Origin of the sequence: Corynebacterium intestinale (assembly GCF_023574125.1) — a bacterium.
GTDB classification, from domain to species: Bacteria; Actinomycetota; Actinomycetes; order Mycobacteriales; family Mycobacteriaceae; genus Corynebacterium; species Corynebacterium hesseae.
The window spans coordinates 3,255-29,040 of record NZ_JAMKFF010000006.1 but is presented as its reverse complement, the minus strand read 5'-3'; the positions used below and the strand labels follow the sequence as shown (position 1 = coordinate 29,040).

Genomic DNA, 25,786 nt, shown 5'->3' with positions numbered 1-25,786 from the left:
ATGAGGGCGAATTAATATAGGCTGCAAAAGGCAATAATTGGTGGTCATCCGAGGAGAGTCGACGTGAAGAAGCTGCAAGGCGTACCAACGATATGCGCTGTCCTCGCGCTGTGCATCGCCGTGATGGTGTACAAGTTCAGCCAGTTCGATGGCCCCCATGCCTTCATCAATATCCTCCCCTTCGACCTCTCCATCTACCGCATGGCGGGCGAAGACCTCAACGCGGGCGGCCTGCTTTACGACGCCCCCTATATCTTCGAGTTCCCCTTCACGTACCCGCCCTTTGCGGGGTTGCTGTTTAAGGTTTTGCCCTTCTTCAGCAAGGGTGCGCTGACCTTTATGTGGCCCTCGCTCATGTTCCTGGCGGTGTTGGCGATCATCATCATGATCTTCCGTGAGCGGGGCATGAAGGTGACCCCGGCGGCCGTCCTGGTAGCGGTGCTGCTCACTGCCCTGACCCCGGCGAATGAGGCGATGCACGGCTCGCTGTACTACGGGCAGGTCAACGTATTCTTGATGCTGCTGGTGGCCCTCGATTTCCTGCCGCTCAAGCACCGCCTCCCAGGCGTCGGCATCGGCCTGGCCGCGGGAATCAAGCTGACCCCGGCTTATATGGGGCTGGCTTTGCTCTTTGAGAAGCGCTGGTGGGCCGCTGCGGGGGCGGTCATCACCTTCCTCGTCACGGTGGTGCTCGGTTTCCTCTTCGTGCCGGACGCGATGGATTTTTGGACCGACGCCATGTTCAACTCCTCCCGAGTGGGCGAGCATGCCAACCCCGGCGCGAAGTCGCTGCGCTCGCTCATGTACCGCGTTCTCGGCGTCGACGGCGGCATCTGGTGGCTGCTGGCGGTCATCGTGGTCTTTGTGCTTACCTGCCTGGCGCTGCGCACCGCATACCTGCGTGGCAACCGCTCGGCGGCCTTCGCGCTGACGGGCCTGAGCACCTGCTTGGTCTCTCCCTTCTCGTGGTACCACCACTTCGTGTGGACCATCCCCTTCGTGATCATGGTCTTCGTATCGGTCAACCAGGCGCTCAGCGCGCGCCTGTCCGGAAAGCTCGGCGAGCAACTCGCCGGACTCGCCTCCGTGGCGGCGCTGTTCGTGGTGTCGCTGCCGTTTATGTCGGTGCCAGTGTGGTTCACCATGTCCACGGCCAACCTCGATGCGATCGAGTCCTTCCAGCCGTGGGCGACTTCTCTGTGGACGCTGTCCTGCGTTGCCTTCATCGCCGTCTACGCGGTGTGGGGATTCGTCGCGCCACGCAAGCGCGCGGTGGCGGAGAGCTAGGGGACGTTTCGATCAAATAAGGGGGCAAAACCCGCCCGTTTTAGCGCACTATTTGATCGAAACGTCCTCGTCGAGGCGAGGCAGCTTCCCAAAAGGACGTTTCGATCAAGTAAGGCCCGGAAAACCATCAGTTTCTGGGCCTTAATTGATCGTTCGGTACCTATTCCAGCTGCTCCATCTCATCCGCGGTGGCCTTGACCACCTTCTGCCAGCTGCCGGTCTCCTCGTACAGGCGGCGCTGGCGCTCATAGCCCGCCCCGGAATCGATGATTTCCTGCACCAGCTGCAGCTCCCGGGCACAGCCCAGCTCCTCGGACAACGGGGCCAGCTCCACCAAGAGATCCGCCAGCTCGTCTTTGATCCAGCGCTCATCGGTCTCTCGCGAGGTGATGACCAGCGCGTCCATGCCATAGCGCGCACCGCGCCACTTATTTTCCGCCACGTGCCAGGGCTGGAGGGTCGGCAGCTTCTCGCCCGCATCGATCATGCGGTCATAGTGCACCACCAGGCAGTGCGTCAGCGCCACGATGGCGGAGAGCTCGCGGAGGTTGGAGGCGGCGTCGGAAATGCGCACCTCCACCGTGCCCCACTTGGAGGCCGGGCGAACATCGAAGTGCATCGAGCCCGTGTGGTTGATGACCCCCGAAATAGCCTGGTCCCGCATGTAGGCCTGCCACTGCTCCCAGTTCTCAAACTGGTAGGGCATGCCCGCGGTGGGCAGCTGTTGGTAGAGCATCGTGCGGTTGGAGGCATAGCCAGTATCGAGCCCCTCCCACCCCGGTGAGCAGGCAGAAATGGCCAGAAGGTGGGGGTACTTCGTCATCAGCGCGTTGATGATGGGCCACACGCGTTCCTCGTGGCTGATGCCGACGTGCACGTGCGTGCCCCACAGCAGCATCTGCTGGCCCCAGTACTGGGTGCGGTTGATGATTTCGGAGTAGCTCTCCTTCGCGGAGACGGGGTTCTTCCGAAAGTCCGTAAACGGGTGCCCACCCGAGGCCCACAGGCGCACGTCCATGGAATCGGCCGCCTCACGCACTGCGCTGAGCGACGCCCGAAGGTCCCCCATCGCCTCCGACACCGTCCGGCACACCCCGGTCACCAGCTCCACCGTGTTTTGGAGGAATTCCTTTTCCAGGTGCACGGAGGGGTGGGAGGCGCGGACAACGTCGATAAGCTCGGCGCCGCGCGGCACGAGATCCCAGTTCACTGGGTCAACGAGGGCAACTTCCCACTCAACACCCAGCGTGGGCTCGGGCGAACGGGCGAAGTTCTCTTCCGGAATATTCACCCATTCATCCTATCCACCAACAGGGTGAATTTAATAAGTTTTTATTCCCTAGGCTTGGGGAACGGCGAGGACCACGACGACGGCATCGCCCTTGGTGTAATCCCCGGTCAGCTCGGCCGGGTACGGCGCGATGGCTTCCGCCGGAACGTTGCCGCCGTAGTACTGGGCGGCGACTTCCTTGGCCAGGTTCTCGGCCGCGGCATCACCCTGTGGGAAGAAGATGGTGGTCTTCGGCGCGACGAGGACATCATCGCTGATGTTTCCTACCTCGGCGACCCTAAACTTTTTGCTCTTGAGGCGCTCGGCCTCATCGGCGGCGTAGTTGACGCGGCCGGAGTTGTTGTAAACGTTGACGGGTATTTCCGCCTGCGGGCGATCGGCATTGCCTGCGGGTGCACCGGCCTCGGCGTTCTCACCATGCTCAGCGCCGGCCTCAGCAGCGTTCTCCGAGTCGGCGTCGGTATCAGCCGGGCGCTCGTTCTCGTCGGCGTCGTTATTCTTGTCGGCTTCGCCCGCAGCGCCGCCGGTATGGGCGTCGCCCTCGGCGCCACCGGTGGCGGGTCCGGACACGGCGGCGTCGTTGGCGGGCGCGTCCTGGGCGGTGTCCTCGGAGCTATCCGAGGTCATGGCGTACAGAGCCCACATGCCGAGCATGACGGCCACGGCGATGAGCACCATGGCGACACCACGCAGCGGGAGCTTGCTAGCGGAGGCCGGGGCGGCGGCGTGGCGCGCGCGGTCAGCGGACGAGGCAGAGTTTTCCGGATTCACATTAGTCACATTGGTCACTCTAGTATCTACGAGCCTCAGTCCGGTGTATTGTCGCGTGCGGCGCGCCGGACGTCCTCGCGGGCGTCGCGAAGCCGGCGCAAACGTGTCACGAGCAGCGGGTAAGAGGCGTGCGCGGCGGGGTTGTCGAGCAGCACGTTGAGGCGTTGGTGATAGCGCACCGGAGTAATGTCCAGCTGCGTGCGGATGGCCTCCTCCTTAGCGCCGATATCGCGCGGGGCGTGGGACTCGAACTCCAAAATCGCGGCGTCTAGGTCTGACAGGGAATGCATGCTTAGACTGTATGCCATGACTATTCGTCCCATCGTTATCCACGGCGACCCGGTCCTCCACAACCCCACCGAGCCGGTCACCGAGCCCATCGACTCCCCCGAGCTGCAGGAGCTCATCGCAGACATGCACGAAACCATGGATGCCGCACACGGAGTTGGCCTGGCCGCAAACCAGATCGGCGTGAACAAGCGCCTCTTTGTCTACCACTGCCCCGACACCGACGGGCCGGATGGCACCGAGCTTCCCGACGGCGGCATGCGCCGCGGCTGCGTCATCAACCCGGTGCTGGAAACCTCCGAGATCCCGGAGACCATGCCGGCTGACGACGGCTCCGAGGACGAAGGCTGCCTCTCCGTTCCGGGCGAGGGCTTCCCCACCGGCCGCGCTGACTGGGCCCGCGTGACCGGCAAGAATGAAAAGGGCGAGGACATCTCCATCGAGGGCTATGGCTTCTTCGCGCGCATGCTGCAGCACGAAACCGGCCACCTCGACGGCTTCGTCTACACCGACGTGCTTACCGGCCGCTACAAGCGCCAAGCCAAGAAGGCCATTAAGCGCAACGGCTGGACCGAGGCCGGCCTCACCTGGGTTCCGGGCGAGGACGAAGACCCCTTCGGGCACGAGGACTAATGTCCCGCATCTTCCGCTCCGATGCCGTCCAGGTGGGCGAGCGCGTGGTAGCCCGGCGCGATTTCGGCGGCGTGCACAGCGATGTCATCGGCCACGTGCTCAGCGTCGAGCCGCTGGTCATCCGTCCACAGGAGGTGGGCGGCTACCCGTCTTCGCTCGACGCGGTGGAGATCCCACCGGAGCAGCTCAAGATCATTAAGCGCCTCTCCCCGCGCACGGTCCGCAATTCCGATATCCGCGCCGTCGAGGTAGCCACCGCAGCCGCCTTCCCGGGCAAGGAGCACACGTGGACCTCCGATGGCCAGTGGCTCATGCGCGCGGGCGATGGCGTGACGGGCCGCTCCAATTCGGCGGTGCCGCTCGGCCCGTCTGCGGGTTTCCTGCCGGTGCCTTTCGATGAGATTGAAGCCTTCTACGCGCGCCACGATCTTCCGGTGTGCTTGGCCATCCCGGAGCGCATCGGCAAGCCTGCTGAGAAGCTCGTGGCGGCGCAGCCCGAAGCGTGGGAGCTCGAACCGGAAATCCTGGTGATGGTCCGAGACCTGGATGAGCTGCCGGCGCTTTCCGACGTCCACTTCGTCATCGATGAGCAACCCGATGCCGAGTGGCTCAACCTCTACCACTTCCGCGGCAAAGCCCTGCCGCCGCTGGCGCTGGAGTACCTGCGCAGCCACATCGAGGGCACGATGGGCTTCGGACGCCTCCTCTCCCCTGCTGGTGAGACCATCGCGATTACGCGCGGCACGCTCACCGAATCCGGGAACGGCACCGTGTGGCTGGGTTACTCCGCCGTGGAGGTGGCCGAAGGCTGGCGCCGCAAGGGCCTGGGCACCGCGCTGGGCGCGCACATGCTGGCCTGGGGCAAGGCACAGGGCGCGGAGAAGGCCTACCTGCAGGTCGTGTCGCACAACACGGCGGGAATTCGCCTCTATGAGAAACTCGGCTTCTTAGAGCAGCACCGCCACCGTTACGCCCGCCGTCTGCCTCAAGTACCCTAAACCACATGCGCATCGCTACCTGGAACATCAACTCCGTTCGCACCCGCGCGCAGCGCGCGGTGGATCTTCTGGCCAAGCACGACATCGACGTGCTCTGCCTGCAAGAAACCAAGGTGGCGGATGCGAAGTTCCCCCGCGAGCCTTTTGAGGAGGCCGGCTACCACGTCACCTGCCACGGGCTGAACCAGTGGAATGGCGTGGCCATTGTGTCTAAGGAGGAGCCGGAGGAGGTCCAGACCTTCTTCCCCGGTCAGCCCGGTTTCCACAAAGATCCCGCTAAGGATCAGGCGCGCGAGGCCCGGGCGGTATCGGCCCGCATCCGCGGGATTGAGATCTGGTCCCTCTACGTTCCCAACGGACGCGAGATCACGGACCGCCACTTCGACTACAAGCTGGACTTCCTCTACGCGCTGGCACGCTATGTGGAGACCCGCGCGCAGTCGAAACTCTTGCTCACGGGTGACTTCAACATTGCGCCGCGCGATGAGGACGTCTGGGATATGTCCCTTTTCCGCGGCAAAACACACGTCACCGAACCGGAGCGCGCGGCCTTCCAGATGCTGGAGGAGGCCGGGCTTGAGGAGGTCACACGCCGCTTCACCGAGGAAGACCGCTGGACCTACTTTGATTACAAGTCCTTGCGCTTCCAGAAAAACGAGGGCATGCGCATCGATTTCCAGCTGGCCAGCGAGCCGCTTGCACGCCTGGTCCAAGGTGCCCAGGTGGACATGGTTGAGCGCGCCGGCGACAAGACCTCCGACCACGTGCCACTGATCGCAGACTTCGACGTCCCCGATTTCGCGTCGGTGCGCTAGCTTGCCATGAACCTGAATGTTGATCTCTCCGTCTGGCAGCTTGTGCTGCTGATCATTGACTACGGCATCAAAATCATCGCCATCGGCGTGGTCCCCGAAGGCCGCCGCCCGTCTAGCTCCACTGCCTGGCTGCTGGCCATTCTGGTGCTGCCTATCGTAGGCCTGCCCCTGTTCTTGCTCATGGGCTCGCCCTATATCAACCGCCGGCGCCACCGCATCCAGCAAGAGGCCAACGCACTGCTTAACGACGTCACCGCCTCCACCCCCAACCACCCCTCCGGCCGCCTCTCCCCGGAGGTGGAATCCCTCATCCAGCTCAACCGCAACCTCACCGGGCACCCGGCTCTGATTGGGCATAACAAGGGCTTGCACGCTTCCTATGAGGAGGCCATCCTGGCCATGGCCCGTGCGGTGGACCGCGCGGAAAAGTACGTGCTCATTGAGATCTACATCCAGTCCTGGGATGAGGTAACCGATGTTTTCTTCCAGTCACTTGCGCGCGCCCGCCAGCGCGGAGTGGAGGTCAAGCTGCTGCTCGATCAGATTGGCAGCCTGAAGTACAAGGGTTACTTCACGCTGGGCAAACGCCTCACCGAGATTGACGTCGACTGGCGGCTCATGCTTCCGCTGCAGCTGCACAAGGGCCGCTTCCGCCGCCCGGACCTGCGCAATCACCGCAAGATCGTGGTCATTGACGGCCACACGGGTTTCTTGGGCTCGATGAACATGATTAAGCGCGAATACAAGACGAAGGACCGCGCATGGATCGACTACATGGTCGAGATGACCGGCCCTGTGGTGACGTCCTTGGCCTCGGTGTTCGCGGTGGATTGGTACCTGGAATCGGAGGAGCAGCTGTCTTTGGACATGCAGCCCTATGACGACGCCATGACCGCGGACTCCAACCACCTCCAGTTGGTCCCCTCCGGGCCCGGTTACACCACGGAACCTAACCTGCGCATGTTCAACTCGGTGGTGCACCACGCTAAAGAGAAGCTCATCCTTTGCTCGCCCTACTTCATTCCGGACGAGTCCCTCTTGGAAGCGGTCACCACCGCGTGCTACCGCGACGTTGAGGTGGAGCTCCTGGTTTCAGCGAAGGCGGACCAGTTCATGGTCAACCACGCGCAGTCCTCCTACTACCAAGCACTTCTGGAGGCTGGCGTGCGGATCTTCCAATTCCCCGAGCCCTTCGTGCTGCACTCCAAGTTCATCCTGGCGGACCCGAATCTTCCGGAGCGCGATCCACTGTGCATGTTTGGTTCCTCCAACATGGACATGCGTTCCTTCGGCCTCAACTATGAATCAACGATGCTGGTGGCCAAGGGCGACCTCATCGAGAGTTTCACCCAGCTGGCCAGGAATTACAAGAAGGTCTGCCACGAGCTCACCCTCGAGGAGTGGAACGAGCGCGGCCTGCTGCGCCGCTACGTGGACAACGTCATGCGCCTGACCTCGGCGCTGCAGTAGCAAGCACATGCGGGCCCACACCTTGCTGCGGTAGGGCAGCATGGACCTGCAGATGGTTCCAGCCAGAAGTCTCCAGTCAAACGGTTCCTCTGGGGGCAAACAAACCTTCTGCGAGGCGGTAGATGGTTCGTTTGGGGGCAAACGAACCATATGACTAGAACCATCTCTGAGAATGACAAGGCGCCATCTGGGAGATGCCTTATGCTCAATGGCGTACGCTAGGCGGCGCCGCGGGCCAGCCGCGTGGACGCCACAAGGCCGCACAGCGAGATGAAGCTGCAGCACACCATCCCGATGGCCATGGTCAGCGCCGCATTTGAGCCCCAACCCATGAGCGGGCTGATGGCGCTGGCCAGCAAGGACTGACCAAAGCCCATGATGGCGGAGACGCTGCCCGCGCGCAGGCGCATGAGGCCCGTCGCCAGCGCGGTGGCGTTGCCCATGATGAAGCCGGTCGGCGCCACACACGCAAAGAGCACGAGGAGGCACGCCCACACCGGGGCGCCGAGCAGCACCGACAGCAACAAGAGCACCCCACACGCAAGAACGCCGCAAACACCGACGCGCAGCATGACCGCCGGGGAGACCGAATCCATGGCTCGCGAATTCACCAGCGTGGCCATAAAGAGGCCCACGGAGTTGATGCCGAAAACCAGCGAATAGCCCAACGGCGAAAAGCCCCACTGGTTCTGCACCACGAAGGCCGAGGCTGAGATGTAGCAAAACATCGAACAGAAGCCGAAGGCCATGGTCACCAGGTAGGCCCACACCCGGGCATTGGTCAGGACCGCCCAGTAGTTTCCCGCCACCGTGCGGAACAACCCAGCGCGGGAGCGCCCACCCGCGGTTTCCGGGACGATGGCAATCGCCAGCACCAACTGCACCGCATGCAGCCCGGCAAGCACCCAAAAGATGCCGCGCCAGCCCAGCGGCTCCGCCAGGACACCGCCGAGCACCGGGGCCACCGCCGGCGCGATGCCCTGCAGCGCCATGAGCAGCGAATAAGCCTTCGCGGCAGCCGCGCCGTGCACGAGGTCAGGTACCACCGCGCGGGCGAGCACCACGCACGCGCCGCCGCCGAGGCCCTGCAGCACGCGGGCGGCCACGAGCACGGTGGCGGTCGGAGCCAGCGCCGCCAGCACGGAGGCCACCAGCGCGAGGCAGGCACCGGCGATGAGGAGGCGTTTGCGCCCGATGGCGTCGGAAAGCGGGCCCATCACCAGCTGTCCCACGCCCATGCCGATGAAGAAGCCCGAAATGGTCAGCTGGACCATCGCCCGGGTGGTGCCCAGATCGGAGAGGATCTCCGGCATCACCGGCAAGTACATATCAGTGGCAAAAGGCGCTGTTGCGGACAACAGCGCCAAGGTAGCCAGGAGTGGAAAAGGAATCACGCGTCGCGCTGCTCCAGCACGATGACGCCGAAAATCCACAGCACCGCGGCCCAACCGAAGAAGACGAGGGCCTCAAATCCTACCGATGACCACGGCGCGTTCTCATCGACATAGTTCACCGCCCAGTTTTGGAAGGCGGTAAAGGGCATGAAGTGAATGGCCTTATCGCCCACCGTCGGCAGCACACGCACGATGTTTTCCAAGCCCAAGTACAAGATGAGGGAAATCGCCACCGTGCCGGCGGTCTGCCGCAACAGCATGCCCAGGCCCTGCACGAAGGCAACCACGCCGAAGGCCGCGAGCGGGAAGGACCACAGCATGTACTTGCCATCCTCGCTGGCAAAGGGCTGGAAAGCCTCCGCCGCCGATTCGTTGGTCGTCATATCCGCCAACACGAAGATGTACACCAGGCTCAAGAAAGCAATGATGGCCGCGATCACGCCGTAGAGCAGCAGCTTGGCACAGGCCACTGTCCAGCGCTTCGGGTTGGTCATGAAGGTCAAGGATTGCGTCTTATAGCGGTATTCCGTGGTCACCACCATCGCGCCCTGGATCATTATGATCGGCATGCCCATGAGCAAGAGGATGGAGGCCAAGGCCCGCTCCTGCAGCGGGCTAATGCCCAGCACCGCCTCGCCCGCGTTCAGCGAGTTCAGCAGCGTCCATCCGGTCACGATGAGAATGATGAGGGCCGTGGTCCACCAGAAGGACTTCGTCGTGCGCAGCTTCGTCCACTCCGCATGCACAGTGTTGAAAAACATTAGCGCTGTACCCCTTCCTTCGGTGCCGCCGCCTGGTACTGCACCGCGCGTTCCGTCATAGTCACGTAGGCCTCTTCCAGCGAGGCGCGGTGGAGCGTCAATTCCGTCAGCGGCACACCCGTGGAATAAGCCAGCTGACCCACGTAATCCGTGGTTTGGTTCGGAATAACCAAGGTGCGGCGCTGCTCCTCATCGACCGACTCGCTATACGGGATGCCGGCCTCCTTCAGCGCCGAGCCGAACTCTCGCAGGTGCTCCGAGCGCACGATAACCGAGGCACTGGAGTTTTCCTTGACAAAGTCATAGGTGCGCTGATTAGCCAAGAGCCTGCCGCGGCCAATCACCACGAGGTGGTCCGCGGTTTGCGCCATCTCCGCCAGCAGGTGGGAGGAGATGAGCACCGTGCGGCCCTCCGCCGCCAGCGCCCGCACGAGCGAGCGCACCCAGCGAATACCTTCCGGATCTAGGCCGTTGACCGGCTCATCCAGGATCAGCACGCCCGGATCCCCCAACAGGGCGGCCGCCAGGCCTAGGCGCTGGCCCATACCGAGGGAGAAGCCACCGGCCTTCTTGCCGGCCACATCAGCCAAGCCCACAAGACCCAGCACCTCGTCGACGCGGGAAGTAGGAATGCCATTAGCCTGCGCCATCCACGTCAGGTGGTTGGCGGCGGTGCGGTTGGCGTGGACGGCTTTGGCGTCGAGAAGCGCGCCCACCTCACGCAGCGGGTTCTTCAGCTCGCGGTAGGGCTTGCCGTGCACCAGAGCAGTGCCAGCGGTGGGCTTGTCCAAGCCCAGAATCATGCGCATCGTCGTTGATTTTCCAGCGCCGTTTGGTCCCAGAAAACCGGTCACTTGTCCCGGCTTCACCTGGAAGGTGAGGTCATCGACGGCGCGGACAGACTTGTACTGTTTGGTCAGTCCGGCTACTTCAATCATGCCCTACAGCGTGCCACAGGTTCCCGCCGCGCGCCTGTATCAGCTGCTGATTTCCTCCCAGCGCTCCAGCAAACGCGGCAGCGCTTCCCGGAAGGGAGCCAAGAGTTCTAGCTCTTCTACCTGCTTAAACGGCACCCAGCGTAGCTCAGCGGATTCCTCATTGGCGGTCACCGCCAAGCGCCGGCCAGAAAGCGTCCGCGCCAACACCGTGGTATAGGTCCAGCCTTCCTCGAAGGGGCCGGAGGTAACGAGCGCATCCAGCACCTCGACGTCTGAGGCCGCGATTCCGGTTTCCTCCGCCGTCTCCCGCAAGGCGGCCTGCTCCGGGGATTCCGGCTTATCCCGCGCCCCACCTGGGATTCCCCAGGTCCCGCCATTGTTCGTCCACGTGGCGCGGTGCTGGAGCAACACCTCATCCCCCGCCACCAAGAAAAGGCCAGCGGCTCCAAACTTGCCCCATACCGGCACCCCGCCTGGACCCTGAGACCAGCCATCACCGGAAAGTTCTGGGTTAACGCGTGTACACATGCCTTCCACGATACGTGAGAAGCCGTCCACGCCGCCCTCCCCCAAATCATCGCGCGACGCGCTCAAGGGCGCTATCCTAAGGGAATGACCGGCCCGGCCACCGAACTGCGCGAGCACTCCCCCGAATCATGGGGCGATCATTGGCTCGATGAAGTCACCGAGCCCCCCACCCCGGCTTTCAGCCGCCCGACGCAGCTGGCCATGAGCTCCTTCGCCGGCCCTGCGCGCGTCATCCGGCGCCTGTATAGCTTCGCGGCCACTACGCCCGGCAAGCTTTTTACGGTCACCGTCATCCTCACCGTCGCGCTCGCAGCGGCCGGCTTTTCTATGTCCTCTTCCTCGGCCGCCCGGCACGATGACCTGGATACGTTGCTGACCTCCACCGAGCCGATGTCGAATGCGGCGCACCATCTCTACACCAACCTGTCCCTGGCGGATACCGTAGCCACCACCGGCTTCGTGCAGGCAGGCGTCGAGCCGGAGGTTAACCGCAACCGCTATAACGAGGCCATCGATGCCGCCTCCGTCGCCGCCACACAGGCCATTGTGGGCACCTCCGCGGAGGATGAGCGCGTGCGCGAGCTCGTCACCTTTATCCAACGAAAGCTGCCGGTGTACACCGCCCTCGTGGAAAAAGCTCGCGTCAATCACCGCGCGGGCCACGCCGTGGCGAATTCCTATATGTCCAACGCCTCGGCGCTCATGCGGACCCAGATCCTCCCCGCCGCCGCGGAGCTGTTTACCCTGACCTCGGAGAAGGTGAGCCAGCAGCAGCAGCGGCTAACCCGGCCGCAGTGGGTGCCGCTGTCCGGGCTTGTGGCCGCGCTCATCTTCCTCGGCCTGGCGCAGTGGTGGCTGTGGCGGCTGACCCGCCGCCGCTTCAACCGCGGTTTCGTAGTAGCCACGGGCCTGTTGTTCCTTGCGCTGGTGTGGGCCTCCGCCTCCAACTTCGCCACGTGGGCCTCGGGCCACCAGGGTTTCGAAACGGTGTCGCGCCCCTGGGATTCGCTGACCGCCTCCCGCATCGAGGCCCAGCAGATGCGCACCTCGGAGACCCTCGCCTTGGTCCTGCGCTCCTCTCAGCAGGACATGTCCGTGCACTTTAATTCCACGGTGTACTCCGTCAACCAAGCCCTGCGGGACTATGAGCAGGCGCTTGACGACGACGACTTCCCCTCCTCCGATCCCACCCTGATTCCCCGCGCGAAGCAGGCAGTGGAAGATTGGACGACCACGCACGAGAACTTCATGGAGGATCTCTCCATGGGTGACTACGATGCCGCGCTGTACCAGGCCACCGCCATCGATCCGGACGGTGACCCCACCGCCGCCAGTGCTTTCAACGCTGTGGATAATTCCTTGGCCGCGCTCATCGACCAGGCCCGCGACGCCATGCGCACCTACCTGGTCCAGGGGCTCAACGCCATGACCATGGTGTCTACCGGCGTGCTCCTGGCCACCTTCGGCGCGATTATCGCCGTGTGGTTGGGAATCCGTCCCCGTCTGCAGGAGTACCTGTGATGCGCCGCCCTACCACGAAACGCCCAGCCTGGACCGCGGCCCTGCTCGTGCTCAGCAGCGCCGTGGCACTCAGCGCTTGCGAGCCGGAGCCGCCCAGCGCGCCGGATCCCATCCTGCCGTCTACCACGAACCTCGATTCCACGCCGGGCCCGCCGCTGCCGGAGGACGCCATCATTGAGCCCGCAGGCAGCGGTGAGGTGTCCAAGCAAAGCGATGCCGAAGCCTACGGCTCCTACCGCCCGGACGATAAGACGCCGAAGGAGCGCGTGCCCGAGATCCTGAAGCGCGGCCGGCTCATCGTGGGCGTGGACCGCTCCAATAACCTGCTCAGCTACCGCGATACCGCCACCGGCGAGGTCCGCGGCTTCGAGGTCGACATCGCTCGCGAGATTGCCCGCGATATCTTCGGGGATCCCAACAAGGTGGACTTCCGCTTCGTGGAAGCTTCCGAGCGCGCGCGTGCCCTCAACGACCGCACGGTGGACATCGTCATCCGCACCATGACGATTAGCCCCACACGCCAGCGCGAAGTCGCCTTCTCCATTCCCTATATGCAAACGGATGCCCGCTTGCTGGTGCTGAAGAACTCCGGCATTCACTCCATCGCGGATACCGCCGGGTTGACCTTGTGCGCGACGAAGGGTTCCACCATGGTGGACGCGATACGCAAGCACGCGACTACTTCCGATATCTTGGAGACCCGCGCCTGGGGCGATTGCCTCATGGCGCTGCAGCTGGGGCAAACGGACGGCATCGTGGTGGATGATGCCCTGCTCTCCGGGATGCTGGCGCAGGATCGCTACACGGAGATCGTCGGCGATCCCCTCGAAAGCCAAAGCTATGGCGTAGCCGTGCGCAAACCCGATGGCTCTTATGACTCGCGCCCGCTCATCCGCCAGGTCAACTCCACGCTGGAGCGCATCCGCAAGGACGGGACCTGGCAGAAGCTCTTCAGCACGTGGTTGGGGGATTATATGGAACAGCCTTTGCTCCCGGCACCGAAGTACCTCGATGAGACTCCACCCGCGACGGAATCGCAGCCGAGTTCCCCAACCAGCAACCAGCCCGGTGAGAAGAAGGAGGGGCACTAATGTCGCACCGCTTCAGCGAGGATGAGCTCGACCACCTCACGCCCGAAGAGCACGAGACTGCGCAGCCCAAAGCCGCAGATCCCGCAGCCGTGGAGCCCGAAGCTCCTGCCGACGCCACCCAGGCCGTGCGCTTCGATCCCTTCGCCGATGAGGAGGACGATTTTTCGGAGGACCACCACCTCACCGCGTCGCCCGCGGAATCCGGCGGCCAGAACGCAGCAGCGCCCGGCGCCAACAACGCGGAAGCCTCAGACCGCACCGCGGCAGTCCCCTTCGATCCCTTCGCGGATGACCTCGAGGAAGAGGAGGACCTCGGCGCCACCGGCGCCGTCCTCTCCCCAGCGGACCGCCCCGGCGCGCATGGCACCGCGACGGGCAAACCCGACGACGGCGAATACGTCGATTCGGATAACATCGCGGCACTCATCGAGGAGCTGGGGCAGCTGCGTGATCGTCGCAAAGCAGAGGACCCCTCGCGGGCCTCGCGACGCCGCGCGCTCGATACCTTCCGCCAGCGCCGCGCCACCAAGCGCACCGACCGCGAGGTGGCCGATGGCATGGCCACCTTGCCCTTCGTGGTCCCGGTAGATCCCAGCGAGGCGCTCATCGATCCGAAGGATGCGCCCCGCGCCGCACCCCCGCAGCTCAAGCCGGGCGACATGGTGGCCGGCCAGTATGAAATCCTCGGCGTGCTCGCCCATGGCGGGTTGGGGTGGATCTACCTGGCCAATGACCACTTCGTCTCCGGGCGCATCGTGGTGCTCAAGGGCATGCAATCCACCAACTCCGCCGAAGAGACAGCGACTGCGGAGGCGGAGCGCGAGTTCCTCGCGGACATCACACACCCGAATATCGTGAAGATTTTCAACTTCATCGATGACCCCCGCGTCCCCGGCGGCTTCATCGTCATGGAATACGTGGGCGGCCCCTCGCTCAAGCAGCGCCGCAACGACCAAGTCAATGACCGCTTCCCGGTCGACACCGCGATTGCCTACATCCTGGAAATCCTGCCCGCCCTGGACTACCTGCATGCCCGCGGCGTGGTCTACAACGATTTGAAGCCCTCCAACATCATCGTCACCGAGGACCAGGTCAAGCTCATCGATCTGGGCGCGGTCTCCGGCATCGGCGCCTTCGGCCACATCTATGGCACACAGGGTTTCCAGGCCCCGGAGATCGCCACCCAGGGCCCCTCGGTGGCCAGCGATATTTACTCCATCGGCCGTACACTGGCCTGCTTGACGTTGAAGCTTCCGGTGGAGGATGGCGTCTACAGGCCCGGCCTACCCTCCCCCACCGAGGAGCCGCTGCTGCGCCGCTACCTCTCCTTCTACCGCCTGCTGTTGCGCGCTACCGATCCTGACCCGGAGCAGCGCTTCGCGTCCGTGTCCGAGCTCCGCAACCAGCTCTTCGGAGTGCTGCGTGAGGTCATCGCGCTGCGCGATGGCATCCAGCACCCAGCCCAACACTCCGTCTTCTCCCCGCAGCGTACGACCTTCGGCACGAAGCACCTGGTCTTCCGCACCGACCAGCTCATCGACGGCATCGACCGCACTGTGCGCATTACCGCCCCCGAGGTAGTCTCCGCGCTGCCCATCCCGCTCATCGTCCGCTCCGATATCGGCGCCCCGCTGCTGCAGGGTTCCTCCTATACCGAGCCACAGGAAGCGCTGGAGACCCTGCGCCAGGCCATGCAGACCCCGGAGTACGAGGAGTCCGCGGAGATTCCCCTCGGCGTGGTGCGCGCCATGATTGATCTGGGATACATCGGCCAGGCACGCGAGTGGCTGACCTCCATCGAGGAGCGCTTGGGCAAGGACTGGCGCTTCCACTGGTACTCGGGCGTGACCGAGCTGCTGCTGGATAAGTACCGCGAGGCCCAGGCCCATTTCGCCCACGTCCTCGACGTGCTGCCCGGTGAGGCCGCCCCGAAGCTGGCCATCGGCGCGGTCAACGAGCTCATCCTGCAGCAGCTGGGTTTTTCGGAAGCCGCGCTTATCGACGCCTCCGTCGCCCGCGCCTGCGCCAACCTCACTACGTCGCTGGCGGATCTGCCCAACGACGCTTTCGAAGATCAGCCCGGCATCTGGGACCACGTCACCGACGATCCGGCCCACCTGCGCTTCAACTCGCTGCGCCTCTACGGCATCGTGTGGGCCACGAACCCGACGACGGTCTCCTCCGCCTTCGGCCTGGCCCGCCAGCTGCGCGCTGAGCACCAGGTTGAGCTCGCCGTGGCCACCTTGGATAGGGTGCCCAATGCATCGCGCCACCACCGCATGGCCCGCTTGACCACGGTCCTGCAGCTCATCGTGCACGATCTCTCCGAGTCCCGCATCCGCCGTGCCGCCCGCCGCTTGGAGGAGATTCCGCAGAACGAGCCGCGCTTCTTGCAGATCAAGATTGCGGTCATCTCCGCCGGGCTGACCTTCTTGCGCGAGGCAGACCTCGACGCCGCTGCCTCCCCCAACGATCTCTTCGAGTTCCCCTTTACCCAGCGCGGCCTGCGCTATGGCCTGGCGGATACCTTGCGGGCACTAGCCCGCCAGGCACCGTTCGCCCGCCACCGCTACGCGCTGGTGGACTTGGCCAATAAGGTCCGCCCGGTCACGATGTTCTAGGTGCCGGCTTTCGCCGGCACGTAGAACTAGTAGAACTAGTACAGGCCCGCCTCCCGGGCCATGGCCGCGATGCCCGCGGACTTCTGCGCGATGGCCAGTTCCTCGTTGGTCGGCACCACGAAGACCTTGACCTGGGATTCCGCGGTCGAAATCATGCGCGGCTCCTTCGAGCGCACGAGGTTGGCTTCCTTATCGAAGTCAATGCCGTACATGTCCAGGTTGTACAGCGAATCCTGGCGGACCTCGGTATCGTTCTCCCCCACGCCGGCGGTAAACGTAATCGCGTCCACGCGGCCCAGCGCAATCATGTATGCACCGATGAAGCGGCGCAGCTGGTGGATGTAGATGTTGTAGGCCAGCCAGGCGTCCTGGTCCTCGTTGTTGATGCGCTCGCGCAGCACGCGGAAATCGTTGACACCCGCAATGCCCTTCACACCGGAGCGCTTGTTCAGAAGGTTGTCGATCTCATCGATCGACATGCCTGCCTCACGCGAGAGGTGGAAGATGATACCCGGGTCAATATCGCCCGAGCGCGTGCCCATGGCCAGACCCGCCAGTGGGGTCAGGCCCATCGAGGTATCGATCGGGCGGCCGTTGCGAATCGCCGCCGCCGAGGCACCGTTGCCCAGGTGCAGCGTGATCTGGTGGACGTGCCCCGGGTCGCGGTCCAAGAGCTTCGGCACCTGCTGCGAGACGAACTCGTGGGAGGTTCCGTGGAAGCCGTAACGGCGAATATCGTACTGCGAGGCCACATCGTTATTGATGGCATAGAGCGCGGCCGCCGGCGGCATGTGGTTGAAGAAGGCCGTATCAAAGACCGCCACGTGCGGGATATCCGGCAGCAGCTTGCGCGCCACGCGGATGCCGTCCAGGTTGGCCGGGTTGTGCAGCGGCGCGAGCGGGATGAGGTCCTCGATCATGGACTCAATCTGGTCCACGATGAGCTGCGGCTCGCTGAACAGGCGCCCACCGTGCACAACGCGGTGGCCCACGGCGATGACCTCGACATCCGTCGGGCCCACGCCGTGCTCGTGCATGATGCCGAACGCGCGGTCGAGGCCGAAGGAGTGGGTAGGAATCTCCAGCTCTTCCTTGTATTCCTCACCGCCCGTCTTGACGGTCACCGCACCCTGCGGCTCTCCGACCTGCTCCACCAAGCCGGAGACCAGCGGGGTATCCGTGGCCGAGCTTTCCGGGTCCACCAGCTGGAACTTAACCGAGGAGGAACCCGAATTGAGAACGAGTACGTACGCCATCTACTTCACCCCTGCCTGGATAGCGGTGATAGCCACCGTGTTGATGATGTCCGGAACGGTCGCGCCACGCGAGAGGTCATTGACCGGCTTGTTCAGCCCCTGCAGAATCGGGCCCACCGCCAACGCGCCACCGGTGCGCTGCGCCGTCTTATAACCAATGTTGCCGGCCTCCAGGTCCGGGAAGACGAAGACCGTAGCCTTACCCGCAACGTCAGATTCCGGCGCCTTCTTGGCGGCCACGCCGGGGTCACAGGCAGCGTCGAACTGCAGCGGACCATCCACCGCCACGGAAGAATCGATGCCGCGAGCCACCTCGACGGCCTGCGTCACCTTCTCCACGTCCGGGCCAGCGCCCGAGGTACCCGTCGAGTAGGACAGCAGCGCCACGCGCGGGTCCAGGCCAAACTGTGCCGCGGTCTGCGCGGACACGATGGCGATCTCGCCGAGCTGCTCCGGGGTCGGGTTCGGGTTCACCGCGCAATCACCGAACGCCCACAGGCGGCCCGGCATCACCATGAGGAAGATGGAGGAAACCACGGAAGCCTCCGGCTTGGTCTTGATGATCTGGAAGGAAGGCTTAATGGTGTGCGCCGTGGTGTGCGCCGCGCCGGAGACCATGCCATCGGCCAAGCCCTTGTGCACCATCATCGTGGCGAAGTAGGACACGTCCTTCATGGTCTCGCGCGCCTGCTCCAGCGTCACGCCCTTCTTCTTGCGCAGCTCCGCAAAGTCCGCTGCAAATTCCTCCGCCAACGGGGATTCCAGGTGGTTGATGATCTCCACGCTACTCAGGTCGATCCCGAGTTCCTGGGCGCGCTTTTCGACGTCCCCGTCACCCAGAATCGTCAGCTTCGCCACCTTGCCCTTAATGAGCTCCCCCGCGGCCTGAAGGATGCGATCATCCTCGCCCTCCGGCAGCACGATGTGCGCACCGATTTCGCGGGCCTGATCCAGAAGCTGCTTCTGGAAGAGCTCGGCGCACATATAGGGCTCGATGTCCTCCAAGGAGGAAATCGCACTGGGAACGGAGGAGACGTCGCCCACCGCGCCCACCACGGTGGCGCCCACCGAGCGCGCGTGCTCCAGCGCCAGCTCCGCGGCGCGGTCAGGCGCATCGGAAACCAGCACGAAGGGCAGGCCCAGAGCGGCCGCGGCCTTGGCGTCAAAGTCCATAACGCCTGTGCCCTGAAGGACCAGGTTGCCCGCGGGGGCGTTGTCCAAAACCTCGCTGAGCGTGGTTCCCAAGTCATCGACCTGGGCGAAGGTGGCTCCTAGTTCCTGAGCCACAGCAGCAACGTCCAAACCGTCGAAGCCGCGCCCGATGACGCTGATAAAGGCAGAATTGCGTGAGGACTTGGCGGTCATGACCAACCTTTCTCTGCATAGAAGGCGTGTACCCGGGATCACAATTTGGGACACACAGTGACACTACGACACTTTCACAGTACGGGAACACACCCTTGCTCGCCGCCCGCTTGACGCTTTTCCTCATCAACTTCCCAGGCCACCGACACCTAAGCCGGGGCCACAGTGTGCTATCCCACAGAAACTTGTCTCCCGTGAGCACCCCGGAGTAGGCTCCTAACCAGGATTGTTACTTCGGGCAAGACCTAGGCTCCCCACTCTTAGCCGCGTGGGGATGGTTCGCTATGAACCATTGTGGCCTAGGTCTTTTGTGGTTTTCACAGGCCCTTAACTCGCGAAAGGATTCTCATGTCGACTGACATTCGCTCGGCAGCCGAGGCCATCCTGGATGGCATCGGCGGGGCGGAGAACATCACCTCTCTCACGCACTGCGCCACCCGCCTGCGCTTTGAGCTGGCTGATGCCTCCAAGGCAGACAAGGAAACACTCGAGGCCATCCCCAAGGTCATGGGTGCCGTGCCGCAGGGCGGCCGCAACTACCAGGTGGTCATCGGCGGTGACGTGGCCACCGTCTATGACGAGATCAAGGCCCTCCCGCAGATGAAGAACCGCAACCAGTCCGGCGGCCAATCTAATGACGATGTCAAGGCCGCCGCCCGCGCCAAGTCCAAGGGCAAGCTGCCGTGGATGGACGCCTTCTTCGAGTACCTCTCGGATTCCTTCCGCCCGATTCTGGGCGTGCTGCTGGGCGCTTCCCTCATCATCGCCTTCGCCTCCGTCCTGGATGCTTTCGGCGTCGTGGACTTCCGTTCCCCGGACAAGCCGGCCTCCTGGTTCTTCGTGGACGCCATGTGGCGCTCCGTGTTCTACTTCCTGCCGGTGATGGTGGCCTACAACGCTGGTAAGAAGCTGCGCATCGACCCGTGGGTCCCGGCCACCATCATGGCGGCGCTCTTCACCCCGGAGTTCCTGAATCTTTCGGAGAACCCCGCGGTCCAGTGCGTCACCAACGACACCCTCGGCGCTGAGCAGTGCTCCATCGAAATCTTCGGCATGACCATGCAGCTGCCGGAGTACGGCGGAAACGTCTTCGTGCCGCTCATCATGGCGGCCGTGGCGGCGCTGTTCTACAAGGGCTTCCAGAAGATCATCCCGTCCGCGGTCCACATGGTCTTCGTCCCGTTCCTCACCCTGCTCTTCGTCATCCCGCTGACGGCCTTCCTCATTGGCCCGTTCGGTGTGTGGGCCGGTAACGGCATAGGCGCTGGCCTGTCCTGGATGAATGACAACGTTCCGTTCGTCTTCGCCCTGGCCATCCCGATGCTCTACCCGTTCCTCGTCCCGCTGGGCCTGCACTGGCCGCTCAACGCCCTCATGCTGGTCAACATTCAAACCTTGGGCTATGACTTCATCCAGGGCCCGATGGGCGCATGGAACTTCGCCTGCTTCGGCGCTACCGCTGGCGTGTTGGCACTGTCCATCCGTGACCACGACACCGTGATGCGCCAGACCTCCGGCTCCGCCCTCCTGGCTGGCCTGCTCGGCGGCGTGTCTGAGCCTTCCCTCTACGGTATCCACCTGCGCTACAAGAGGATTTACCCGCGCATGCTGGTGGGCTGCTTCGCTGGTGGCCTGACCGTGGCCCTGCTGACCTTGGGCACCAACGGCATTACTACCGACGCCTTCGTCTTCACCTCCCTGCTGACCATCCCGGTCTTCACCCCGATGGCCAAGTACGCCATCGCCATTGCAGTGGCCTTCTTCGTGGCCTTCTTCCTCATCCTCTTCACCGACTACCGCACCCCGGAGGAGCGCGCTGAGGCTAAGGCCGCCCGCGAGGCAGCCGAGAAGGCTGAGCTCGACAACGCCGACAACGCCGCGCTTGCCGACGCCCCCGCAGCAACCGCCGCTGCCGGCGCTGGCGCCGGTGCCGCCACCGCAACCGCCACCAAGGCTGACGTCGGCGCTGCTGCAGACGCCGACACTACTGAGCCCGCCGCTGGCACCACCACCGACATCGCCTCCCCGGCTGCCGGCAAGGTTGTCCCCATGGCTGAGATCGATGACCCGGTCTTCTCCGCCGGCACCCTGGGCGACGGTGTGGGCATCGTCCCCGAGAACAACGAGGTATACGCCCCCGTCAGCGGCACCGTCATGAGTGCTATGAAGTCCGGCCACGCCTACGGCATCAAGACCGAGGACGGCGTGGAGGTCCTCGTCCACATCGGTATCAACACCGTGAAGATGAAGGGCGAAGGTTTCGCCCCAGCCGTCAAGAAGGGCGACACCGTCAAGCAGGGCGAGCTGCTTGCCACCGTTGACTTCGCCAAGGTCACCGAAGCCGGCTACGACACCACCATCGTCCTTGCCGTGACCAACACCAAGGCGCTGTCCGCCGTCACTCCGGCTGGCCTCAACCATGCCTCCGCTGGCGACACGGTCATCACCACGACCCGCTAAAGGACCCACTAGGGAACCTTTAGCACGCCTTTAACGACCCCTGACTAAGCTGGCTCGATGGAACCACCATCGTGGCCGGCTTTAGTCGTTTTAACCTCAACCAGAAAGGTGCCCTGTGCAACTGTTGCGAGTGTTTAATAACAACGTCGTTCTCGCACGGCGCGGCGCGGAGGACGTCATCGTCACCGGCCGTGGCATTGGCTTCCAGGCTCACCCCGGCACTGAGGTTGACCCCGCCAAGGTGGTCAAGGTCTTCGTCCCGGATTCTGGCCGCGACCCGGACCACATGGCTGCCATGATCGCCGGCATTCCCGGCGAATACGTGCAGCTGGTCATCGACGCCATGCATTCCGTCGACATGTCTGAGGCGCTGCGCAGCAAGCTCACTTTGGTCGTCGCGATTGCGGACCACATCCACGGTGCCGTCAACCGCGGCAACGCCGTGTCTTATCCCCTCGAAGCCGAGGTGCGCCACCTCTACGCCGATGACTTTGCTCTCGCGCAGCAGCTACTCACTGCCATCAATGGTGGCCTCCATAAGCCCCTGGCTCCCGACGAAGCCGTGGCCATCACACTGCACTTGGTCAACGCCGGCTTCGCAGTGGGAGATCTCTCCGGCACCTACCGCATGACGGGTCTGATCCAGCAGATCCTGGCCGTCATCGGCTCGCACATCGATACGGAGCTCAATAGCGAAGACATCTCCGTCGCCCGCTTCATCACGCACCTGCGCTACCTCTTCGTGCGCATGGCGGAACACCAGCAGCTCGACTCCGACGACCGCCAAGTAGCCACCGCCATCTCCGCGCGCTACCCCGATGCCGTCGAGACCGCCCAGATGGTAGCCAACCTCATTGAGCTGCGCCTCGACAACACATTAACCCCCGATGAGGTCTCCTACCTGACGCTGCACATCGCGCGCCTGGAGGAGGCCTCCGCCTAAGCCATCACCCCGCTTAGGCGATTCACCAACCAACCTAAGCCGCCGGCGCCTCAACAGCGCCCTCAGCGGGCGCGTCAACAGCACCATCGACCGGTGCCTCAGCGCCGCCTTCCACTGGCGCCACCGGCTCTGCCACGGTGATGATGTTGTCCTCGTAGCCCAGCTCGCCGCCGACGAACTTGCCGCCGCAGGTGATGAGGACCAGGCGGTTCTCTCCCTGGGCGTCATTGACCACGTCCGGGAAACCTGAGCCCTTCGGCAGACGGTACGGCGCCTCCGTCACGCGGAACTGGCGCTCCTCGCCGTCGATGAAGACGGTGAATTCCTGGCCCTGCTCCAGGGTGGTGAACTTCTCTGCAAAGCCCGTGCCCTGACCCTGGTAGTTGATGTGGCCGGTGATAACGCTGGAGCCAACCGGGCCAGCCTCACCCGGCACTGCGGAGGCGGAGTACCAACCCAGGCGCTGCACATCGCGCGGCGGAATCAGCATGCCGGTATCCGTAACCTGAATCGGGTCCACGGCAGCGAACTCATCGTTGATGCCCAAGGACATAGCACCGAAGCCACGGAACTCACCCGGTGCCGCATCAATCTCCTTATCCTGCTCACCGGAGTCATCCACGAAGGGATCATTGTTCGTCGTGGGTGCCTCAGCGCTTTGCGACGTCTCCGCCGACTCTCCCGCATTATCTTCCGCGGAATCATCGCCATTGCGTCCTGCATAGATCACCAATTGCACGATGACCAAGATGACCGCGATGAGCGCCACCAGACCAATGATCAGCTTCTTATTGCCCTTCTTCGATTCGCCCGCTGACTGCTCCTCACCGGCACGGTGCTTCGCCCCGGCGGCCTCCCCGGCAGTCTCACCCGTGGAATCGGCGGGGTATTCCGGAATATCGTTCTGTTGGCTTTCGTCAGCCATAATCTCTGCTCCTTGTGACTGTCTTCTAGTTATGGGCTTCTAGCTTCTAAAAGTCTTCGCTATGGGGTTTCGTTGTAAACAATAGTCTAAGAGTCATACGACGAATCCCCTCCAGCGTTTTCACCCTGGAGGGGATTGTCCTAATCATTTCCTGCCCCTACCACGCCCAGCCGGTGAGGGCCGGGATGGTGTTGCAGTGCGGACTACTTGATGAAGTCCTGCATGCCTGGGTCAAGCTCGGTTGCACCAGAAGGTACGTGCTTGATCTCCACGCGGTGCGTGTTGGACGGCATCGGCTGACCGAAGTCCTGCGGCTGGTTAGCAGCATCCTCCGGCGGGGTTGCGTCCAGGACGGTAACCTCGCGGTCATCGCGGCCGGTGTTGTCATGGGACTCACCATGGTTGTTGCCACCATCGTGGCCACCATTGCCACCATCATGACCACCGTTGCCACCGTTGTGGCCACCGTCGGCGATGATCTTGATCAGGCCCAGACCCGGGATGAGCAGCAGCCACCACGGCAGGTCCTTCTTCGAGCTGCCCTTGTCTCCATCATTGTCCTTGCCGTCGCCCTTATCCGGGGTATCGGAAGGCTTATCGGAGTCAGAGGTAACCGTCTGGTTCTTGTCGTTGATGTCCTTGTGCTCAGCAATGTGGTTCGGGTTCTCCGGATCAGTACCCGGAGTGTCCTCGCCCTTGTCGTTGACCTCAACCGAAGTCAACTCCTCGAAAGCAACCGCAGCCTCAACCGGCTCCGTCACAGACTCATCAACGATGATCTCAACAACAACCTCACCGTTAGCAGACTCCGGAGTAAAGGTCTTCTCGCCCTTACCCAGAACGGTCTTGCCGTCCTCCTTGGAAATCAACTCAGCAAACAGGGTGTATTCCTTACCCGGAACCAGGTTCTCGTAGGTAACACGGTCGTTGACCTGCGCACCAGCAACAACCTCGGTTGCACCGTTAGCAAAGTCAGCATTCGTCGAAATCTTCGGCTTACCAGACTCATCATCGCCCGACTTCGGAACCGTCTGGTTCTTGTCGTTGATGTCCTTGTGCTCAGCGATGTGGTTCGGGTTCTCCGGATCAGTACCCGGGGTCTCCTCGCCCTTGTCGTTGACCTCAACCGAAGTCAACTCCTCGAAAGCAACCGCAGCCTCAACCGGCTCCGTCACAGACTCATCAACAGTGATCGTAACGACAACCTCACCGTTAGCAGACTCCGGAGTAAAGGTCTTCTCGCCCTTACCCAGAACGGTCTTGCCGTCCTCCTTGGAAATCAGCTCAGCGAACAGGGTGTATTCCTTGCCCGGAACCAGGTTCTCGTAGGTAACACGGTCGTTGACCTGCGCACCAGCAACAACCTCGGTTGCACCGTTAGCGAAGTCAGCATTCGTCGAAATCTTCGGCTTGCCAGACTCATCATCGCCCGACTTCGGAACCGTCTGGTTCTTGTCGTTGATGTCCTTGTGCTCAGCGATGTGGTTCGGGTTCTCCGGATCAGTACCCGGGGTCTCCTCGCCCTTGTCGTTGACCTCAACCGAAGTCAACTCCTCGAAAGCAACCGCAGCCTCAACCGGCTCCGTCACAGACTCATCAACAGTGATCGTAACGACAACCTCACCGTTAGCAGACTCCGGAGTAAAGGTCTTCTCGCCCTTACCCAGAACGGTCTTGCCGTCCTCCTTGGAAATCAGCTCAGCGAACAGAGTGTATTCCTTACCCGGAACCAGGTTCTCATACGTCACCGTATCGTTAACCTGCGCACCAGCAACAACCTCGGTTGCACCGTTAGCAAAGTCAGCATTCGTCGAAATCTTCGGCTTACCAGACTCATCACCCGGCTCACGCGGAGTCGTGGACTCAGACGGCTCCTCACCAGGCTTATCCGGCGTGGTGGACTCACACGGGTCATTCGGGGTCGTGGACTCACCCGGCTTACCCGGAGTGGTCGACTCGCCAGGCTTGCCCGGAGTGGTGGACTCACCCGGGTTGTTCGGAGTGGTCTCCTCGCCCGGCTTAGACGGGGTCGTGGACTCACAGGTCTCGTCACCCGGCTTGTTCGGAGTCGTCGACTCAGACGGCTCAGTGGTCTTCTCAGTCGTCTTCGGAGTCGTCGACTCAGATGGCTCCTCACCAGGCTTATCCGGGGTCGTAGACTCACACGGATCGTTCGGAGTGGTGGACTCACCCGGCTTACCCGGAGTGGTCGACTCACCAGGCTTGCCCGGAGTCGTTGACTCGCCCGGATTATTCGGGGTAGTCTCCTCGCCCGGCTTAGACGGGGTCGTGGACTCGCAAGTCTCGTCGCCCGGCTGCTCCGGCGTGGTGGACTCAGACGGCTCATCCTTAGAGGTCACAGTCTGAGCCTTATCATTGATGTCCTCGTGCTTAGCAATGTCGTTCGGGTTCTCCGGATCAGTACCCGGA

At 63.2% G+C, this 25,786-nt stretch carries 21 protein-coding genes; 10 read left to right on the top strand and 11 right to left on the bottom strand.

The window, feature by feature from the left end:
- The first annotated feature begins 63 nt into the window (after nucleotides 1-63).
- Nucleotides 64-1,287, top strand: coding sequence for a glycosyltransferase 87 family protein (locus M5J06_RS07690; RefSeq protein ID WP_250224365.1), 1,224 nt, complete (start codon nucleotides 64-66; stop codon nucleotides 1,285-1,287).
- 160 nt (nucleotides 1,288-1,447) lie between these two features.
- Here M5J06_RS07690 and M5J06_RS07685 read toward each other — a convergent pair whose 3' ends face one another.
- From M5J06_RS07685 to M5J06_RS07675, 3 genes are read right to left on the bottom strand one after another with little or no spacing between them, the layout of a single operon-like run.
- On the bottom strand, nucleotides 1,448-2,578 hold the full coding sequence (locus M5J06_RS07685) for a glutamate--cysteine ligase (protein WP_250224364.1): 1,131 nt from the start codon (nucleotides 2,576-2,578) through the stop codon (nucleotides 1,448-1,450).
- Nucleotides 2,579-2,626: 48 nt separating this feature from the next.
- Nucleotides 2,627-3,358 carry a LytR C-terminal domain-containing protein gene (locus M5J06_RS07680; protein ID WP_250224363.1) on the bottom strand — a complete coding sequence of 244 codons (732 nt, stop codon included), beginning with the start codon at nucleotides 3,356-3,358 and terminating at the stop codon, nucleotides 2,627-2,629.
- Between the two features lie 26 nt (nucleotides 3,359-3,384).
- Nucleotides 3,385-3,639, bottom strand: coding sequence for a DUF3263 domain-containing protein (locus tag M5J06_RS07675; protein ID WP_154762609.1), 255 nt, complete (start codon nucleotides 3,637-3,639; stop codon nucleotides 3,385-3,387).
- A gap of 16 nt (nucleotides 3,640-3,655) precedes the next feature.
- On the opposite strand from M5J06_RS07675, the gene M5J06_RS07670 reads away from it, so the two are divergent.
- The 4 genes from M5J06_RS07670 to M5J06_RS07655 are packed head-to-tail and all read left to right on the top strand — an operon-like array spanning nucleotide 3,656 to nucleotide 7,553.
- Nucleotides 3,656-4,270, top strand: a complete 615-nt coding sequence (locus tag M5J06_RS07670; protein ID WP_070532411.1) for a peptide deformylase — start codon at nucleotides 3,656-3,658, stop codon at nucleotides 4,268-4,270.
- Complete coding sequence (locus M5J06_RS07665) at nucleotides 4,270-5,268, top strand: N-acetylglutamate synthase, CG3035 family (protein ID WP_239249001.1); 999 nt, start codon at nucleotides 4,270-4,272, stop codon at nucleotides 5,266-5,268. Before M5J06_RS07670 ends, M5J06_RS07665 begins: the two co-directional genes overlap by 1 nt.
- Before the next feature lie 5 nt (nucleotides 5,269-5,273).
- Nucleotides 5,274-6,083 (top strand): exodeoxyribonuclease III, encoded by an 810-nt coding sequence (locus M5J06_RS07660; RefSeq protein ID WP_250224362.1) that lies wholly within the window; start codon nucleotides 5,274-5,276, stop codon nucleotides 6,081-6,083.
- Between the two features lie 6 nt (nucleotides 6,084-6,089).
- The gene (locus M5J06_RS07655; protein WP_250224361.1) at nucleotides 6,090-7,553 is read left to right on the top strand and encodes a phospholipase D-like domain-containing protein; all 1,464 of its coding nucleotides are present in this window, start codon (nucleotides 6,090-6,092) and stop codon (nucleotides 7,551-7,553) included.
- A gap of 218 nt (nucleotides 7,554-7,771) precedes the next feature.
- On the opposite strand, the gene M5J06_RS07650 is transcribed toward M5J06_RS07655, so the two are convergent.
- Genes M5J06_RS07650 through M5J06_RS07635 form a run of 4 tightly spaced genes read right to left on the bottom strand, consistent with a single transcriptional unit; the run spans nucleotide 7,772 to nucleotide 11,174 of the window.
- Nucleotides 7,772-8,947: a multidrug effflux MFS transporter gene (locus tag M5J06_RS07650; RefSeq protein WP_250224360.1), complete on the bottom strand. Its 1,176-nt coding sequence runs from the start codon at nucleotides 8,945-8,947 to the stop codon at nucleotides 7,772-7,774.
- Nucleotides 8,944-9,708, bottom strand: a complete 765-nt coding sequence (locus M5J06_RS07645) for an ABC-2 transporter permease family protein (protein WP_070522625.1) — start codon at nucleotides 9,706-9,708, stop codon at nucleotides 8,944-8,946. Before M5J06_RS07645 ends, M5J06_RS07650 begins: the two co-directional genes overlap by 4 nt.
- Entirely contained in the window at nucleotides 9,708-10,646 is a 939-nt protein-coding gene (locus tag M5J06_RS07640) for an ABC transporter ATP-binding protein (protein ID WP_070564186.1), read from the bottom strand. The genes M5J06_RS07645 and M5J06_RS07640 overlap by 1 nt, the downstream gene beginning before the upstream one ends.
- A gap of 39 nt (nucleotides 10,647-10,685) precedes the next feature.
- On the bottom strand, nucleotides 10,686-11,174 hold the full coding sequence (locus M5J06_RS07635) for an NUDIX domain-containing protein (protein ID WP_250224406.1): 489 nt from the start codon (nucleotides 11,172-11,174) through the stop codon (nucleotides 10,686-10,688).
- An 84-nt stretch (nucleotides 11,175-11,258) separates the two neighbouring features.
- Here M5J06_RS07635 and M5J06_RS07630 point away from each other — a divergent pair, with 84 nt between their 5' ends.
- The 3 genes from M5J06_RS07630 to M5J06_RS07620 are packed head-to-tail and all read left to right on the top strand — an operon-like array spanning nucleotide 11,259 to nucleotide 16,407.
- Nucleotides 11,259-12,695 (top strand): GlnX family signal transduction membrane protein, encoded by a 1,437-nt coding sequence (locus tag M5J06_RS07630; RefSeq protein WP_250224359.1) that lies wholly within the window; start codon nucleotides 11,259-11,261, stop codon nucleotides 12,693-12,695.
- On the top strand, nucleotides 12,695-13,786 hold the full coding sequence (locus tag M5J06_RS07625) for a glutamate ABC transporter substrate-binding protein (RefSeq protein WP_250224358.1): 1,092 nt from the start codon (nucleotides 12,695-12,697) through the stop codon (nucleotides 13,784-13,786). The genes M5J06_RS07630 and M5J06_RS07625 overlap by 1 nt, the downstream gene beginning before the upstream one ends.
- A complete protein-coding gene (locus M5J06_RS07620) occupies nucleotides 13,786-16,407 on the top strand; it encodes a tetratricopeptide repeat protein (RefSeq protein ID WP_250224357.1) in 2,622 nt (873 codons plus the stop codon). Before M5J06_RS07625 ends, M5J06_RS07620 begins: the two co-directional genes overlap by 1 nt.
- A 35-nt stretch (nucleotides 16,408-16,442) precedes the next feature.
- On the opposite strand, the gene M5J06_RS07615 is transcribed toward M5J06_RS07620, so the two are convergent.
- Complete coding sequence (locus tag M5J06_RS07615; RefSeq protein WP_070521625.1) at nucleotides 16,443-17,663, bottom strand: acetate kinase; 1,221 nt, start codon at nucleotides 17,661-17,663, stop codon at nucleotides 16,443-16,445.
- Nucleotides 17,664-19,028 (bottom strand): phosphate acetyltransferase, encoded by a 1,365-nt coding sequence (gene pta / locus M5J06_RS07610; RefSeq protein WP_070521628.1) that lies wholly within the window; start codon nucleotides 19,026-19,028, stop codon nucleotides 17,664-17,666.
- Nucleotides 19,029-19,376: 348 nt separating this feature from the next.
- Here pta and M5J06_RS07605 point away from each other — a divergent pair, with 348 nt between their 5' ends.
- Entirely contained in the window at nucleotides 19,377-21,488 is a 2,112-nt protein-coding gene (locus M5J06_RS07605) for a glucose PTS transporter subunit IIA (protein ID WP_250224356.1), read from the top strand.
- 115 nt (nucleotides 21,489-21,603) lie between these two features.
- Complete coding sequence (locus M5J06_RS07600) at nucleotides 21,604-22,431, top strand: PRD domain-containing protein (RefSeq protein ID WP_250224355.1); 828 nt, start codon at nucleotides 21,604-21,606, stop codon at nucleotides 22,429-22,431.
- A 34-nt stretch (nucleotides 22,432-22,465) separates the two neighbouring features.
- Here the strand turns inward: M5J06_RS07600 and M5J06_RS07595 are convergent, their stop codons facing one another.
- Together M5J06_RS07595 and M5J06_RS07590 are read right to left on the bottom strand one after the other, a co-directional pair.
- The gene (locus M5J06_RS07595) at nucleotides 22,466-23,356 is read right to left on the bottom strand and encodes a class F sortase (RefSeq protein ID WP_250224354.1); all 891 of its coding nucleotides are present in this window, start codon (nucleotides 23,354-23,356) and stop codon (nucleotides 22,466-22,468) included.
- A gap of 203 nt (nucleotides 23,357-23,559) precedes the next feature.
- A partial coding sequence (locus M5J06_RS07590; protein ID WP_250224353.1) for a VaFE repeat-containing surface-anchored protein occupies nucleotides 23,560-25,786 on the bottom strand: 2,227 nt, incomplete at its 5' end.